The following is a 15148-nucleotide window of genomic DNA, read 5'->3' on the forward strand; positions in this document are numbered from 1 at the left end:
GAATAAAAAAGGGTGCCGAAGCACCCTTTTATTCACCTGGTGTGACTTACCAGACGTAAGTCAGCAGGTTGTGTGAATCAGGCACCATGAAATCCACAGACATCATCACCGACAGCGAAGTGATAGCGACAATGGAGAACACGAACAGCTTACGTGCCCAGACCTTGTCATCTTCCACTTTGTAGCCGCGCAGGGCCATGCCGAGCCACCAGACGCTCACCGCAGCCGCTACCGCCAGGTATTTGTACCCGGCGTAACCGCCCAGAGAGAGCATCAGCGTTGCCACGGCAAAGGCGATGATGTACAGCGTGATGTGGTTTTTAGCCACGGAAATGCCCTTCACGACCGGCAGAACCGGGATGTTCGCTGCCTGATAATCCTTAAAGCGGAAAATCGCGATGGCATAGGAGTGCGGCATCTGCCACAGGCTAAAGATAGCCAGCAGGATCAGCGCACCGCTGTCGAACTCGTTCGTGACGGCGCAGTAGCCAATCACCGGCGGCGCAGCGCCGGAGAGAGAACCAATCAGCGTTCCGTAGACGGAGTGGCGTTTCATATACAGGCTGTAAACGCCCACATAGACGACGAACCCCATCACCCCCAGCCAACAGGCCAGAGGGTTAGCGCCAAACCACAGCAGCATAAAGCCAGCAATACCCAGCAAGGTGGCGTACACCAGCGAGACGGAAGGGGCGATCAGGCCTTTAACCAGCACCCGATTTTTAGTCCTTTCCATCTTCTTGTCGATATCCATGTCGATGTAGTTGTTAAATACACAACCGGATGCAACAACCAGCGACACACCGACCAGCGTAGCGATAAAGAGGGTGTAATCGATGCTGCCTTTAGAGGCCAGCAGGAACCCCCCAATTACGGAGATCAGGTTGCCAAAGATGATGCCTGGTTTCGTGACTTGCAGGTATTGCTTAAACATACTCGCCGCTCTTAGTGAACCATCATGTTGTAGTTAAGGTTCCACATAATCCAGATGGAACCGACTACCAGGATAGCGATGATAATCACGGTAAAGATGAAAGCCGTCATGTTCCAGCCTTCATCGGACTTGGTGTTCATGTGCAGGAAGCAAACCAGATGCACCAGAATCTGAATCACCGCGGTTACCAGGATTGCACCCAGAATAACCGGCTTAGACGCAGAACCGCTCATCACCATCCAGAACGGGATCACCGTCAGAATGATCGACAGGATGAAACCTGTCATATAGGTTTTTACGCTACCGTGGGAAGCGCCATGATCGTTTGAATGACTCATTACATCGCCCCCATCAGATATACAACAGAGAACACACAGATCCACACAACGTCCAGGAAGTGCCAGAACAGGCTCAGGCACAGGATACGCGTGCGGTTAGTGCTGGTCAGGCCACGACGGGAGATCTGGAACATCAGTACTGCCATCCAGATCAGACCAGACGTTACGTGCAGACCGTGGGTCCCGACCAGTGCGAAGAACGCAGACAGGAAGCCACTACGATCCGGCCCGAAGCCTTCCATAATCAGGTGATGGAATTCATAGATTTCCATCCCGATAAAGCCAGCACCAAACAGCCAGGTCAACGCCAGCCAGGAGACAACCTGGCTCTTGTTGTTTTTGTACATGGCGATAGCCGCCATGCCGTAGGTGATGGAGCTGAACAGCAGCAGCGCGGTTTCTACCAGAACGAACGGCAGTTCAAAGATGTCCTTGCCAGCCGGGCCGCCCGCAGTGCCGTTCACCAGAACGGCATACGTTGCGAACAGACAGCAGAACAGAATGCAGTCGCTCATCAGGTAGATCCAGAAACCGAAGACTTTCGTCGGTCCTGTATCGTGGTGCGCATGTTCATGCGCGTGGGCAGTAGAGTGCGCCAAAGTATCAGTTGCCATTTTTCAGCCCCGCTTTAGAAATCTCATCGAAATGCTGGTTTTCCAGTTTTTCGACTTCACGGACTGGTACGTAGTAGTCTACGTCCTCGTCAAAGCTCTTCACAATCCAGCTGATTACGATGCCGGCGAAGCCAACAATCGCCATCCACCAGATGTGCCAGATCATTGCGAAGCCAAATACCGTTGCGAAGGCGGCAATAACAATGCCCGCACCGCTGTTTTTCGGCATGTGGATCTCTTCGTAATGAGCAGGTTGCTTGTACGCTTCACCTTTTTCTTTCATTTCCCAGAATGCGTCGCGTTCATGGACCTGCGGCACAATGGCGAAGTTATAGAACGGTGGTGGAGAAGAGGTTGCCCACTCCAGCGTACGGCCACCCCATGGGTCACCGGTCAGGTCACGGTTCTGATCGCGGTCGCGAATAGAAACGTAGAACTGAATCAGCTGAGACGCGATACCACAAGCAATCAGCACGGCACCGCCCGCTGCAACCATCAGCATTGGGTGGAACTGTGGATCAATCTGCTGGCTCAGACGACGAGTCATACCCATGAAGCCCAGCACGTACAGCGGCATAAATGCAACGAAGAAGCCGATGATCCAGAACCAGAATGCGCGTTTACCCCATTTTTCGTTCAGGGTGAAACCGAACGCTTTTGGCCACCAGTAGGTTACGCCAGCGAAGCAGCCGAAGACCACACCACCGATGATAACGTTATGGAAGTGCGCAATCAGGAACAGACTGTTGTGCAGAACGAAGTCAGCACCCGGTACCGCCAGCAGTACACCGGTCATCCCACCCACGGAGAAGGTGACGATGAAGCCGATAGTCCACAGCATTGCTGAGTGGAACACGATACGGCCCTGGTACATGGTGAACAGCCAGTTGAAGATCTTAACCCCGGTAGGGATTGCGATAATCATGGTTGTAATACCGAAGAAGGCGTTTACGTTCGCGCCAGCACCCATGGTGAAGAAGTGGTGCAGCCAAACGATGAACGACAGAACGGTAATACACACGGTTGCCCACACCAGAGAGGTGTAACCAAACAGACGTTTACGCGAGAAGGTTGCTGCGATTTCGGAGAACACACCGAAGACCGGCAGAACCAGGATGTACACTTCCGGGTGACCCCAGGCCCAAATCAGGTTGATGTACATCATCATGTTGCCACCCATATCGTTGGTAAAGAAATGGGTGCCCAGGTAGCGGTCCAGGGTCAGCAGCGCGATGGTGACGGTCAGAATTGGGAATGATGCAATAATCAGGATGTTGGCGCACAGAGATGCCCAGGTAAATACCGGCATCTTGAACATGGTCATGCCAGGGGCACGCATCTTGATAATGGTCACGAAGAAGTTGATACCGGTCAGGGTTGTACCGACACCGGAGAGCTGAAGTGCCCAAATCCAGTAATCGACGCCAACGCCCGGACTGTACTCAATTCCCGAAAGCGGCGGGTAAGCCAGCCAGCCGGTCTGAGCAAATTCGCCCACACCCAGTGACAGGTTAACCAGGATAACGCCGACAACCGTGAACCAGAAGCTCAGGTTGTTCAGGAACGGGAACGCTACGTCGCGCGCGCCGATTTGCAGCGGAACGACAACGTTCATCAGACCGATAACCAGCGGCATCGCCACGAAGAAGATCATGATAACTCCGTGGGCGGTAAAGATCTGGTCGTAGTGATGCGGCGGCAGGAAGCCGGCTTCACCCGCAGACGCGAGTGCCTGCTGGCTACGCATCATGATCGCATCCGCAAAGCCACGAATTAACATGACGATACCGACGATGCAGTACATGATACCCAATTTTTTGTGGTCAACCGAAGTCAGCCACTCGTTCCACAGGTAGCTCCACTTACCGAAGTAAGTGATCAAGGCCAGTAAGGCTGCGCCACCGATGATAATTGCAGCAACCGTAACCACGATAATGGGTTCATGGTAGGGCACTGCATCCAGTGTCAATTTTCCGAACATTTTCTTCCTCGGCCCCTTAGTGAGCGGTTTCCGCGTGGCTCATGTCCATGCCTTCCATACCTTCGTGTGCGCTATGCTCACCTTCAGGCTGGGTCATGTCCATGCTCTTGCCGTGATCCATAAATTTGCCAATAACGTCTTTGAACAAATCTGGTTTCACGTTAGAGAAGTACTCCACCTTGTTATATTCGCTAGGTGCTGCCACTTTTTCGAACGCCGCCATGTCAGACATGGTGTTTGGAGACTGCTTCGCTTTTTCAACCCACTGGTCGAAAGCGGCACGGTCTGGCGTCGCGATAGCTTTGAACTTCATACCTGAGAAGCCCGGGCCGCTATAGCTGGCGGAGATACCATCGTAGGTGCCTGCTTCATTCGCGATCAGGTGCAGGTTAGTCTGCATACCGGCCATCGCGTAAATCTGGCTACCCAGACGTGGGATGAAGAAGGAGTTCATTACGGAGTTGGAGGTCACTTTGAACTGAACCGGAGTGTTCGCCGGGAAGGCGATTTCATTCACGGTGGCAATGCCCTGTTCCGGATAGATGAAGAACCATTTCCAGTCCATGGAGACCACTTCAATGGTAATCGGTTTTTCATCGTGAACCAGCGGCTTGCTTGGCTCAAGTGCGTGAGTGGTTTTCCATGTCAGTACGGCAAGGAACAGGATGATCAGGATAGGTACCGTCCAGACCACAGCTTCCACTTTATTGGAGTGTGACCAGTTAGGGCTATACTTCGCATCTTTATTGCTCGCACGATACTTCCAGGCGAAACCAACAGCCATCAAAATGGCTGGAATAACCACAATCAACATCAGGCCAAAAGCCGTCAATATCAGTGAACGTTGTTCCAGTCCAATCTGTCCTTTGGGGTCAAGTAGTGCAGAATCGCAGCCACTGAGTAATACAGTGCCTGCGAATAATGACAACCATCCCAAACTTTTATTGTATTTCCTGAGTCTCATTTAACGACCTCAATTCCACGGGAGTCTGGTGGCGTTTAAAGTGTGGGGGCATTTTACGGGAAGGTTACATTACTGTAAACATCATTAGACCTGTGTCAGGAAGGTGTTACCGGGTTCTGCCGCACATGTCACAAGTGTTGCAAATTATGTCGCTTTTTAAGACGTAAGCCGCATGGCATGGGCTTTATAACGAAAGGACCCCCAAGCATACCCTAAAAGGGGCAATTGGTATAACCATTGTGAAAAATAAACAAAAAATTAACAATTAATTATCAATAAAAAGACAACTAAAAAACGAAAAATCAAACTCTCTGATGCTGAATCGTTTAATGAAAAATAGCGTTCTGCAATTGACTCCAGTAATTTCCGAATCCTATCCCGCACAAAACAACAAATATTTTTTTAGCGGCTGGCGGCTATTTCACCGTTATAATTTCGGGTCGTGATTACAACGGGAAATAACCTTTCGGATTTTACTTCAGGTTAACTGCGTTTTACGCAGCGCCATGAAATCGAGCAGCCCGCCAGTCAGGATCCCGGCAACCGCCAGCAGCGCGCCGGCATCCAGCAGAAGCGCTTCGAGAGGCAGTACCAGAGAGGTGGTGGCATTAATAATGAGCACCACGAGCCACAGCACCAGGGCAAAGCAACCCGCCATTAACAGTCGTAACGCAAAACGGTAAGCGCGATGATATTCCGTGCGTGGCATAAAGTGTTCTGTTCGCTGGGTATATTCCAGCGTCTGGCGACAGACCAGTAACAATAAGAGCCCAGGCACTGCCGCTACCACGGAGAAGAGGTAGAACGTTGGCCAGCCATGGGCTTCAACAAACCAGCCGGCAATCGGCCCGACATACACGCGACCAACGGCGGAAAGCGCCGAGAGCAGAGCGAACTGCGTCGCGGAAAACGATTTGTTGCACAGGGTCATCAGCAGGGCAACAAACGCCGCTGTCCCCATACCGCCGCACAGGTTTTCAAAAAACACCGCGGCGCCCATGCTGATCATATGCTTATCCGTCACCGACAGCAGCCAGTAACCGGCGTTCGATGCCCCCTGCAGGATGCCGAAGATCAGCAGTGCGCGAAAGAGCGTCAGACGCTGCATTAATACGCCGCCGTACAGGGCCCCGACAATAGTCGCAAACAACCCGAGCGTTTTGTTCACTACGCCGACTTCGCCGGCATCAAACCCGACCCCGCGAATAAGGAAGGTGGTGGTCAGGCTCATCGCGAAGGCATCGCCGAGCTTATAAAGGACGATTAACAGCAGGATAAGCCAGGCGTTGTTGCGGCCAAAGAAGTCGCGAAGAGGTTCGGCAACGGCCTGCTCCAGAGAACGTGGAACCGGGATCACATCGCTCGGTTCGGGGGCGAGCAGGGTAGCAATAATACAGGGGATCAACAGGGCGGCCATCAGCCAGTACATGCCCTGCCAGCCGAGATAACGGTCGGCCACCCACAGCGCCAGACCACCGGATACCAGCATCCCCAGACGATAGCCCAGCACGCTAATGGCCGCGCCGGCTCCCCGCTCTTCTGCAGGCAACACGTCCGTCTTCCAGGCATCAAAAACGATATCCTGCGAGGCAGAACAGAAGGCGATTACCACCGCAAGGGCGGCCATCCAGCGAAGCTGCGTCGTGGGTTCAAGAAAGCCCATCGCCGCGATTGCGATCAGTAACAGGACCTGGGTCATCACTAACCAGCCGCGACGACGGCCCAGGAACGGCGGGGTATAACGGTCCATCACCGGCGACCACAGGAACTTAAAGACGTAAGCCTGGCCGACGAGGGAGAAGAAACCAATGGTTTTGAGATCGATATTCTCGACGGTCATCCAGGCCTGCAGCGTGCCGGAGGTGAGGGCGAGAGGTAAACCGGAGGCGAAACCAAGGATCAGCAGGATGGCTGATTTAGGTTGCTGGAAAATGCGTAAGTAATGACTCGACATGTTCATATAAAGCTGACCCGGTGAAACACCGGGTCAGGAAGCGGGATTAACGCGCGTTTTGCTTGATGAAGTCGTGGATGCTGGTGTCCTGCGCCATATCGGAAATGGTGTCAGTCAGCACGCTGTTAACCGCGTTAGCAATATTTTTGTTGGACGCCTGGAACGCGCCTTCAACAGAGTAGCTCGCACGGTAGTTTTTGGTCATCTTGTTGCCGTTCTTCGCGGTCGCGATGATGGCGATATCCGCTTTGGTGGAGATGTTGTAGCGAACGTTACCCTGGGACACGTCAGCGTACAGGTTGTTCACGATGATCTGCAGATCAACCGCACCGCTTGGGCCAATCATATAGCCGCGGGAAGTCATCTGTTTCTCGAGCACTTCCTGCAGCAGGAAGCGCAGGTCGCGTGAGGCGGTCAACGTCACCTGCTGGTTGTCGCGGGTCACTTTAGCCAGGGCTTGATCCTGACGCTGATCGGCACCGTTAATGCTCACGGTTACGCCCATCAGGCTAGGATCCTGCTGAGGCAGGGTAATCTTAGGGGAGACATCAATGGTTGTAGGCGGGGTAGCGCAGCCTGCCAGCATAAAAAGTGCTACCAACGGAAAGAAGAGTTTTTTTAACATTTTCAGGTTCTCAACGAATCGTAAGCATTACAGAGAAAAATTGCCGCCATCATAACATCGCTAACGGCCAGGGGAAGTGGTCAACGCATGTAAATTCATCGCCTTGTCCGAAAACTGACCACCCCCGCCTTTTTCTCCACGCGCGAAGGTCAAAAGGTATGAGTCTCACAGTGAACTTCATTCGTCTGAATGAGAAAATAAGACGAAAGCTAAATATTTGTTGTCTTGTTGTAATGGAAACGGTAAAAGCGGCTAATATTTAAAGGGATGGGTGACATCCTGGCGTTGTCGGAGGAGTGATTTCATGATGATACGTGAACAGATAGAAGATAAATTAAGGGCAGCGTTCAACCCTGTGTTCCTCGAAGTCGTCGACGAAAGCTATCGTCATAACGTGCCGGCAGGTTCTGAAAGCCACTTTAAAGTGGTTCTGGTCAGCGATCGCTTCACGGGAGAACGTTTCCTGAACCGACATCGCTTGATCTACAGCACCTTGACGGAAGAACTCTCCACAACCGTACATGCGCTGGCATTGCACACCTATACCATTAAGGAATGGGAAGGCTTGCAGGATACGGTATTTGCATCGCCGCCGTGTCGCGGCGCAGGCACCATCGCCTGATAAATCGGATTTGCAACGGCTGGAGCTTTTCCAGTATGTTGCATACAGATTTCCTCAAAACGGCCTCCGGGCCGTTTTGTTTTGTCTGAGTTTTGAGCGGATGGTGCGTTTTTAAGGCTAAAAATAGCCTTAAAGTGTGAAAAAAGCCGCAGCAACATGCCCCAACCGTTCTCGACTCACCTAAGTGATGCCGCTATAATGCCGCGTCTTAATGAATGTCTTCGGGATGATTCTGGCGACAGGGAATGTGAATCTGCACTAAGAGAGCATCCCGGTATAACAGACAGATTCAGAGTTGACCGAGCACTGTGATTTTTTTGAGGTAACAAGATGCAAGTTTCAGTTGAAACCACTCAAGGCCTTGGCCGCCGTGTAACGATTACTATCGCTGCTGACAGCATCGAAACTGCTGTGAAAAGCGAGCTGGTCAACGTAGCAAAAAAAGTACGTATTGACGGCTTCCGTAAGGGCAAAGTACCGATGAATGTTGTTGCTCAGCGTTATGGCGCTTCCGTGCGTCAGGATGTGCTGGGTGAACTGATGAGCCGCAACTTTATTGATGCGATCATCAAAGAAAAAATTAATCCGGCCGGTGCGCCGAATTACGTTCCAGGCGAATACAAACAGGGCGAAGACTTCACCTACTCCGTAGAGTTCGAAGTGTACCCGGAAGTTGAGCTGAAAGGTCTGGAATCTATCGAAGTTGAAAAACCTGTTGTTTCCGTGACTGACGAAGACGTTGACGGCATGCTGGACACTCTGCGTAAGCAGCAGGCGAACTGGAAAGAGAAAGAAGGTGCTGTTGACGCGGAAGACCGTGTGACCATCGACTTCACCGGTTCTGTAGACGGCGAAGAGTTCGAAGGCGGTAAAGCGTCTGACTTCGTACTGGCAATGGGCCAGGGTCGTATGATCCCAGGCTTCGAAGACGGTATCAAAGGTCACAAAGCGGGCGAAGAGTTCACCATCGACGTGACCTTCCCGGAAGAGTACCACGCTGAAAACCTGAAAGGTAAAGCAGCGAAGTTCGTTATCAACCTGAAGAAAGTTGAAGAGCGCGAACTGCCTGAACTGACTGAAGAATTCATCAAGCGTTTCGGCGTGGAAGATGGTTCTGTAGCCGGTCTGCGTACCGAAGTGCGTAAAAACATGGAACGTGAGCTGAACGGCGCTGTACGTAACCGTGTGAAATCTCAGGCGATTGACGGTCTGGTAAAAGCGAACGAAATCGACGTTCCGGCTGCCCTGATTGACAGCGAAATCGACGTTCTGCGCCGTCAGGCTGCACAGCGTTTCGGTGGCAACCAGCAGCAAGCGATGGAACTGCCACGCGAGCTGTTCGAAGAGCAAGCTAAACGCCGCGTTGTTGTTGGCCTGCTGCTGGGCGAAGTGATTCGTACCCACGAGCTGAAAGCTGACGAAGAGCGTGTGAAAGGCCTGATCGAAGAGATGGCTTCTGCATACGAAGATCCATCAGAAGTGATCGAGTTCTACGGTAAGAACAAAGAGCTGATGGACAACATGCGCAATGTTGCACTGGAAGAGCAGGCTGTTGAAGCGGTACTGGCGAAAGCGAAAGTGACCGAAAAAGCGACCTCTTTCAACGAACTGATGAACCAGCAGGCGTAATTTCGCCCCCAGGGTTTAAAGTTTGAACAAAAAACCCGTTGCCTTCCGGCGACGGGTTTTTTTTATCACGGCTTTACCCCAGGAAGAGTGCTAAAACGCCCTTTCAGTGTTAGCGTAACAACAAAAGGTTGTTATGCTTGAAATAGGGCAGTATGAACCCCATAAGTGTGTAATCACGATGATTGAGACTGGCTGATAATCCGTCCGTAAGGTTACAATCAGTACAGCAGGTGTTTTCAATTTTGATCCAGGAGACGGAAATGTCATACAGTGGCGAACGAGATAACTTTGCACCCCATATGGCTCTGGTGCCAATGGTTATTGAACAGACCTCACGTGGTGAGCGTTCTTTTGATATCTATTCCCGTCTGCTCAAGGAGCGCGTTATCTTTTTGACCGGCCAGGTGGAAGACCACATGGCTAACCTGATCGTGGCGCAGATGCTGTTTCTGGAAGCGGAAAACCCGGAAAAAGACATTTACCTGTACATTAACTCCCCGGGCGGCGTGATCACGGCAGGTATGTCCATTTATGACACCATGCAATTCATCAAGCCAGATGTCAGCACTATCTGTATGGGTCAGGCTGCATCTATGGGTGCGTTCCTGTTAACCGCAGGGGCTAAAGGTAAGCGTTTCTGCCTGCCAAATTCCCGCGTGATGATTCACCAGCCGCTGGGGGGTTATCAGGGGCAGGCGACGGATATTGAAATCCACGCCCGCGAAATTCTGAAAGTAAAAGCGCGCATGAATGAACTTATGGCGCAGCATACGGGTCAATCTCTTGAGCAGATCGAGCGCGATACCGAGCGCGATCGTTTCCTCTCTGCCTCTGAGGCTGTTGAGTACGGCTTAGTCGACTCCGTTTTGACCCATCGTAATTGATGCCCGTGACGCGAGTGTGCCGCTATACTCAGGTAGGGCGGCATGTTGCTAAAAGCAGCTTGCGTCTGAAAATGGCATTTGCGTCGTCATGTGCGGCACAAAGAACTTAAAAAGAGGTTTGGACTCATGACAGATAAACGCAAAGATGGTTCGGGCAAACTGCTGTACTGCTCTTTTTGCGGCAAAAGCCAGCATGAAGTGCGTAAACTGATTGCCGGGCCGTCCGTGTATATCTGCGACGAATGTGTTGACTTATGTAACGACATTATTCGCGAAGAGATTAAAGAAGTAGCACCTCACCGCGAGCGCAGCGCGCTGCCAACGCCGCATGAAATTCGTCATCATCTTGACGACTATGTCATCGGTCAGGAGCAGGCGAAAAAAGTGCTCGCCGTGGCGGTATACAACCACTACAAACGCCTGCGTAACGGTGATACCAGCAATGGCGTAGAACTGGGTAAAAGTAATATTCTGCTGATCGGCCCAACCGGCTCCGGTAAAACGCTGCTGGCTGAAACGCTGGCGCGTCTGCTGGATGTTCCGTTCACAATGGCCGATGCCACCACCCTGACCGAAGCCGGTTATGTGGGTGAGGACGTAGAAAACATCATCCAGAAACTGCTGCAGAAATGCGATTACGATGTACAGAAAGCGCAGCGCGGGATTGTTTACATCGATGAGATCGACAAGATCTCCCGTAAATCTGACAACCCGTCCATTACCCGTGACGTATCGGGTGAGGGCGTGCAGCAGGCGTTGCTGAAGCTGATCGAAGGTACGGTTGCAGCCGTTCCACCGCAGGGTGGCCGTAAACATCCTCAGCAGGAGTTCCTGCAGGTTGATACGTCCAAGATCCTGTTCATCTGTGGTGGTGCGTTTGCCGGTCTGGATAAAGTGATCTCTCACCGTGTTGAAACCGGCTCCGGCATTGGTTTTGGCGCGACGGTGAAAGCCTCGTCCGAAAAGCCGAACGAAGGCGAGCTGCTGTCACAGGTTGAGCCAGAAGACTTGATCAAGTATGGTCTGATTCCTGAGTTCATTGGCCGTCTGCCTGTTGTGGCAACGCTGAACGAACTGAGTGAAGACGCGCTGATCCAGATCCTGAAAGAGCCGAAAAATGCGCTGACCAAGCAGTATCAGGCGCTGTTCAATCTGGAAGGCGTTGAGCTGGAATTCCGTGACGAAGCGCTGGACGCGATTGCCAAGAAAGCGATGATCCGTAAAACCGGTGCGCGTGGCCTGCGTTCTATCGTGGAAGCGGCGCTGCTTGACACCATGTACGATCTGCCGTCGATGGAAGATGTTGAGAAAGTGGTGATTGATGAGTCGGTCATTAGCGGCCAGACCAAGCCATTGCTGATTTATGGCAAGCCGGAAGCGCAACAGGCATCTGGCGAATAATTCACCAAATCATACAAGCAGTTAATCAAAAAGGGGGGATTTTATCTCCCCTTTTATTTTTCCGTATACGCGGCGTTGAATGTGTGGGAAACATCCCCATATACTGGATACATGTTAATGGTTATGTGAAGCACAGTGACATGACCAGTTTACCTGGCGGACACTAAACTAAGAGAGAGCTCTATGAATCCTGAGCGTTCTGAACGCATTGAAATCCCCGTATTGCCGTTGCGCGATGTGGTGGTTTATCCGCACATGGTCATACCCTTATTTGTAGGGCGGGAAAAATCTATCCGTTGCCTCGAAGCCGCCATGGATCATGATAAAAAAATCATGCTGGTGGCGCAGAAAGAAGCATCAACGGATGAGCCGGGTGTAAACGATCTTTTCACCGTCGGGACCGTGGCCTCTATTTTGCAGATGCTGAAGCTGCCTGACGGCACCGTTAAGGTGCTGGTAGAAGGCTTGCAGCGTGCGCGTATTACCACCCTGTCTGACGATGGCGAGCATTTCTCTGCCAAGGCAGAGTACCTTGAATCACCTCAGCTGGATGAGCGCGAGCAGGAAGTGCTGGTGCGCACCGCGATTAGCCAGTTCGAAGGCTATATCAAGCTGAACAAGAAAATCCCACCAGAAGTGCTGACGTCGCTGAACAGCATCGACGATCCTGCGCGCCTGGCGGACACCATCGCTGCACACATGCCGCTGAAGCTGGCTGACAAACAGTCCGTGCTGGAGATGTCCGACGTTAACGAACGTCTGGAATATCTGATGGCGATGATGGAATCTGAAATCGATCTGCTGCAGGTTGAGAAGCGTATTCGTAACCGCGTTAAAAAGCAGATGGAGAAATCTCAGCGTGAGTACTATCTGAATGAGCAAATGAAAGCCATTCAGAAAGAGCTCGGCGAGATGGATGACGCGCCGGACGAAAACGAAGCGCTGAAGCGTAAGATCGACGCGGCGAAAATGCCGAAAGAGGCCAAAGAGAAAGCCGAAGCAGAACTGCAGAAGCTGAAAATGATGTCTCCAATGTCGGCTGAAGCGACCGTCGTGCGCGGCTATATCGAATGGATGGTTCAGGTTCCCTGGAATGCCCGCAGCAAGGTCAAAAAAGACCTGCGTCAGGCGCAGGAGATCCTGGATACCGACCACTACGGCCTTGAGCGCGTGAAAGACCGCATTCTTGAGTACCTCGCAGTCCAGAGCCGTGTGAACAAAATCAAAGGCCCGATTCTGTGCCTGGTGGGACCACCGGGGGTAGGGAAAACCTCTCTGGGTCAGTCCATCGCCAAAGCGACCGGACGTAAGTATATCCGTATGGCGCTGGGTGGCGTACGCGATGAAGCGGAGATCCGCGGTCACCGTCGTACCTACATCGGTTCTATGCCGGGTAAACTGATCCAGAAGATGGCGAAAGTGGGCGTTAAAAACCCGCTGTTCCTGCTCGATGAGATCGACAAAATGTCTTCGGACATGCGTGGCGATCCGGCGTCTGCTTTGCTGGAAGTTCTTGATCCAGAACAGAACGTGGCGTTCAGCGATCACTACCTCGAAGTGGATTACGACCTGAGCGATGTCATGTTTGTCGCGACCTCGAACTCCATGAACATTCCGGCGCCGCTGCTGGACCGTATGGAAGTGATTCGTCTCTCCGGTTATACCGAAGACGAAAAACTGAACATTGCGAAACGGCACCTGCTGCCGAAGCAGATTGAGCGTAACGCGCTGAAAGCCAACGAGCTGACCGTTGAGGACAGCGCGATTATTGGCATCATCCGCTACTACACCCGTGAAGCGGGCGTGCGTAGCCTTGAGCGCGAAATCTCTAAACTGTGCCGTAAGGCGGTTAAACAGCTGCTGCTGGATAAGAGCCTGAAACACATCGTGATCAATGGCGACAACCTGCATGCCTATCTGGGCGTTCAGCGCTTTGACTATGGTCGCGCGGACAATGAAAACCGCGTGGGCCAGGTCACCGGCCTGGCATGGACGGAAGTGGGTGGCGATCTGCTGACCATTGAAACCGCCTGTGTCCCGGGTAAAGGCAAGCTGACCTACACCGGCTCTCTGGGTGAAGTGATGCAGGAGTCGATTCAGGCCGCGCTGACCGTGGTACGCGCGCGTGCGGAGAAATTGGGCATCAACCCTGATTTCTACGAGAAACGCGATATCCACGTGCACGTGCCTGAAGGGGCAACGCCGAAAGATGGCCCAAGCGCAGGTATCGCCATGTGTACCGCACTGGTATCCTGCCTTACCGGCAACCCGGTGCGTGCCGATGTGGCCATGACCGGTGAGATCACGTTGCGTGGCCAGGTGCTGCCAATCGGTGGGTTAAAAGAAAAACTGCTGGCGGCACACCGTGGTGGGATCAAAACCGTATTGATCCCTTACGAAAATAAACGCGATCTGGAAGAGATTCCGGACAACGTGATTGCCGATCTGCAGATTCATCCTGTGAAGCGAATTGAGGAAGTTCTGACTCTCGCCTTGCAGAATGAACCTTCCGGAATGCAGGTTGTAACCGCAAAATAGTGACCTCGCGCAAAGAGCGTCAATAAAAGTAAGGCTGGTAAGTCATTTCGCACTTGCCAGCCTTTTTTTGTATAGCTAATTTAGATTGCTGATTAGGCCAGCCATCAACAACGGGTGTTGTAAGGTCATGGCAGGCCTGATATAACTGCTGCGCGGTCGCGTTGTGAAGGATTCAGGCGCGATATAAATTATAAAGAGAGGAAGAGAACAGTGAATAAATCTCAACTGATTGACAAAATTGCTGCTGGTGCTGATATTTCTAAAGCTGCAGCTGGACGTGCGTTAGATGCATTAATTGCTTCTGTTACTGAATCTCTGCAGGCTGGGGACGACGTTGCACTGGTAGGCTTCGGTACTTTTGCTGTTAAAGAGCGTGCTGCCCGTACTGGCCGCAACCCTCAGACCGGTAAAGAGATCACCATTGCTGCCGCTAAAGTGCCGGGTTTCCGTGCAGGTAAAGCGCTGAAAGACGCAGTAAACTGATTGCTTTCCCATCTCAGGGAAGCCGAATAGTACAAGGGCGCATCATTTGATGTGCCTTTTTTGTTTGTCCAGGCCTGATTTGTGCGAGTTTATGCGAGTTGTGGGCTGACAATCGCACCGTTTTCTTGTCACAATACGCCTTTACGCGCGACGGGCAGGATTTTCCGTTAGCGTCAGGTAA

The 15148-nt window shown here is 52.1% G+C and carries 13 protein-coding genes; 6 read left to right on the forward strand and 7 right to left on the reverse strand.

All coding sequences use genetic code 11. The features are described 5' to 3' along the window. Positions 1-46: 46 nt before the first annotated feature. From cyoE to HV340_RS04925, 7 genes are all read right to left on the reverse strand, one after another. Entirely contained in the window at positions 47-934 is an 888-nt protein-coding gene (gene cyoE, locus HV340_RS04895; protein WP_014168862.1) for a heme o synthase, read from the reverse strand. A gap of 11 nt (positions 935-945) precedes the next feature. Further along, complete coding sequence (locus tag HV340_RS04900; RefSeq protein WP_006176899.1) at positions 946-1272, reverse strand: cytochrome o ubiquinol oxidase subunit IV; 327 nt, start codon at positions 1270-1272, stop codon at positions 946-948. Then, positions 1272-1886, reverse strand: a complete 615-nt coding sequence (locus tag HV340_RS04905; protein ID WP_014168863.1) for a cytochrome o ubiquinol oxidase subunit III — start codon at positions 1884-1886, stop codon at positions 1272-1274. Before HV340_RS04905 ends, HV340_RS04900 begins: the two co-directional genes overlap by 1 nt. Then, positions 1876-3867, reverse strand: a complete 1992-nt coding sequence (cyoB, locus tag HV340_RS04910; protein ID WP_014168864.1) for a cytochrome o ubiquinol oxidase subunit I — start codon at positions 3865-3867, stop codon at positions 1876-1878. Before cyoB ends, HV340_RS04905 begins: the two co-directional genes overlap by 11 nt. A gap of 16 nt (positions 3868-3883) precedes the next feature. Continuing rightward, complete coding sequence (gene cyoA, locus HV340_RS04915; protein ID WP_008503322.1) at positions 3884-4831, reverse strand: cytochrome o ubiquinol oxidase subunit II; 948 nt, start codon at positions 4829-4831, stop codon at positions 3884-3886. 478 nt (positions 4832-5309) lie between these two features. Continuing rightward, positions 5310-6785, reverse strand: a complete 1476-nt coding sequence (ampG, locus tag HV340_RS04920; RefSeq protein ID WP_025204965.1) for a muropeptide MFS transporter AmpG — start codon at positions 6783-6785, stop codon at positions 5310-5312. 46 nt (positions 6786-6831) lie between these two features. Further along, complete coding sequence (locus tag HV340_RS04925) at positions 6832-7410, reverse strand: lipoprotein (RefSeq protein WP_014168866.1); 579 nt, start codon at positions 7408-7410, stop codon at positions 6832-6834. 304 nt (positions 7411-7714) lie between these two features. Between HV340_RS04925 and bolA the strand changes: the two genes are divergently transcribed. The 6 genes from bolA to hupB all read left to right on the forward strand — a co-directional run bounded on the left by bolA (position 7715) and on the right by hupB (position 14967). After that, complete coding sequence (bolA, locus tag HV340_RS04930) at positions 7715-8032, forward strand: transcriptional regulator BolA (protein WP_013095855.1); 318 nt, start codon at positions 7715-7717, stop codon at positions 8030-8032. 330 nt (positions 8033-8362) lie between these two features. Further along, the gene (tig, locus tag HV340_RS04935) at positions 8363-9661 is read left to right on the forward strand and encodes a trigger factor (RefSeq protein WP_014168868.1); all 1299 of its coding nucleotides are present in this window, start codon (positions 8363-8365) and stop codon (positions 9659-9661) included. A gap of 260 nt (positions 9662-9921) precedes the next feature. After that, complete coding sequence (gene clpP, locus HV340_RS04940) at positions 9922-10545, forward strand: ATP-dependent Clp endopeptidase proteolytic subunit ClpP (RefSeq protein ID WP_020885210.1); 624 nt, start codon at positions 9922-9924, stop codon at positions 10543-10545. A 126-nt stretch (positions 10546-10671) separates the two neighbouring features. After that, a complete protein-coding gene (gene clpX / locus HV340_RS04945) occupies positions 10672-11946 on the forward strand; it encodes an ATP-dependent protease ATP-binding subunit ClpX (protein WP_181216343.1) in 1275 nt (424 codons plus the stop codon). 183 nt (positions 11947-12129) lie between these two features. Further along, positions 12130-14484 carry an endopeptidase La gene (gene lon / locus HV340_RS04950; RefSeq protein ID WP_014168872.1) on the forward strand — a complete coding sequence of 785 codons (2355 nt, stop codon included), beginning with the start codon at positions 12130-12132 and terminating at the stop codon, positions 14482-14484. Between the two features lie 210 nt (positions 14485-14694). Continuing rightward, positions 14695-14967 (forward strand): nucleoid-associated protein HU-beta, encoded by a 273-nt coding sequence (gene hupB / locus HV340_RS04955; RefSeq protein WP_002444653.1) that lies wholly within the window; start codon positions 14695-14697, stop codon positions 14965-14967. Positions 14968-15148 lie beyond the last annotated feature (181 nt).

This window comes from Enterobacter sp. RHBSTW-00975 (assembly GCF_013615235.1).
In the GTDB taxonomy this organism is placed as follows: Bacteria; Pseudomonadota; Gammaproteobacteria; order Enterobacterales; family Enterobacteriaceae; genus Enterobacter; species Enterobacter ludwigii.

Bases quoted from the DNA above. Each gene is read 5' to 3' on its own strand.
- cyoE (WP_014168862.1), bottom strand. From the start codon at position 934: ATGTTTAAGCAATACCTGCAAGTCACGAAACCAGGCATCATCTTTGGC.
- HV340_RS04900 (WP_006176899.1), bottom strand. From the start codon at position 1,272: ATGAGTCATTCAAACGATCATGGCGCTTCCCACGGTAGCGTAAAAACC.
- HV340_RS04905 (WP_014168863.1), bottom strand. From the start codon at position 1,886: ATGGCAACTGATACTTTGGCGCACTCTACTGCCCACGCGCATGAACAT.
- cyoB (WP_014168864.1), bottom strand. From the start codon at position 3,867: ATGTTCGGAAAATTGACACTGGATGCAGTGCCCTACCATGAACCCATT.
- cyoA (WP_008503322.1), bottom strand. From the start codon at position 4,831: ATGAGACTCAGGAAATACAATAAAAGTTTGGGATGGTTGTCATTATTC.
- ampG (WP_025204965.1), bottom strand. From the start codon at position 6,785: ATGTCGAGTCATTACTTACGCATTTTCCAGCAACCTAAATCAGCCATC.
- HV340_RS04925 (WP_014168866.1), bottom strand. From the start codon at position 7,410: ATGTTAAAAAAACTCTTCTTTCCGTTGGTAGCACTTTTTATGCTGGCA.
- bolA (WP_013095855.1), top strand. From the start codon at position 7,715: ATGATGATACGTGAACAGATAGAAGATAAATTAAGGGCAGCGTTCAAC.
- tig (WP_014168868.1), top strand. From the start codon at position 8,363: ATGCAAGTTTCAGTTGAAACCACTCAAGGCCTTGGCCGCCGTGTAACG.
- clpP (WP_020885210.1), top strand. From the start codon at position 9,922: ATGTCATACAGTGGCGAACGAGATAACTTTGCACCCCATATGGCTCTG.
- clpX (WP_181216343.1), top strand. From the start codon at position 10,672: ATGACAGATAAACGCAAAGATGGTTCGGGCAAACTGCTGTACTGCTCT.
- lon (WP_014168872.1), top strand. From the start codon at position 12,130: ATGAATCCTGAGCGTTCTGAACGCATTGAAATCCCCGTATTGCCGTTG.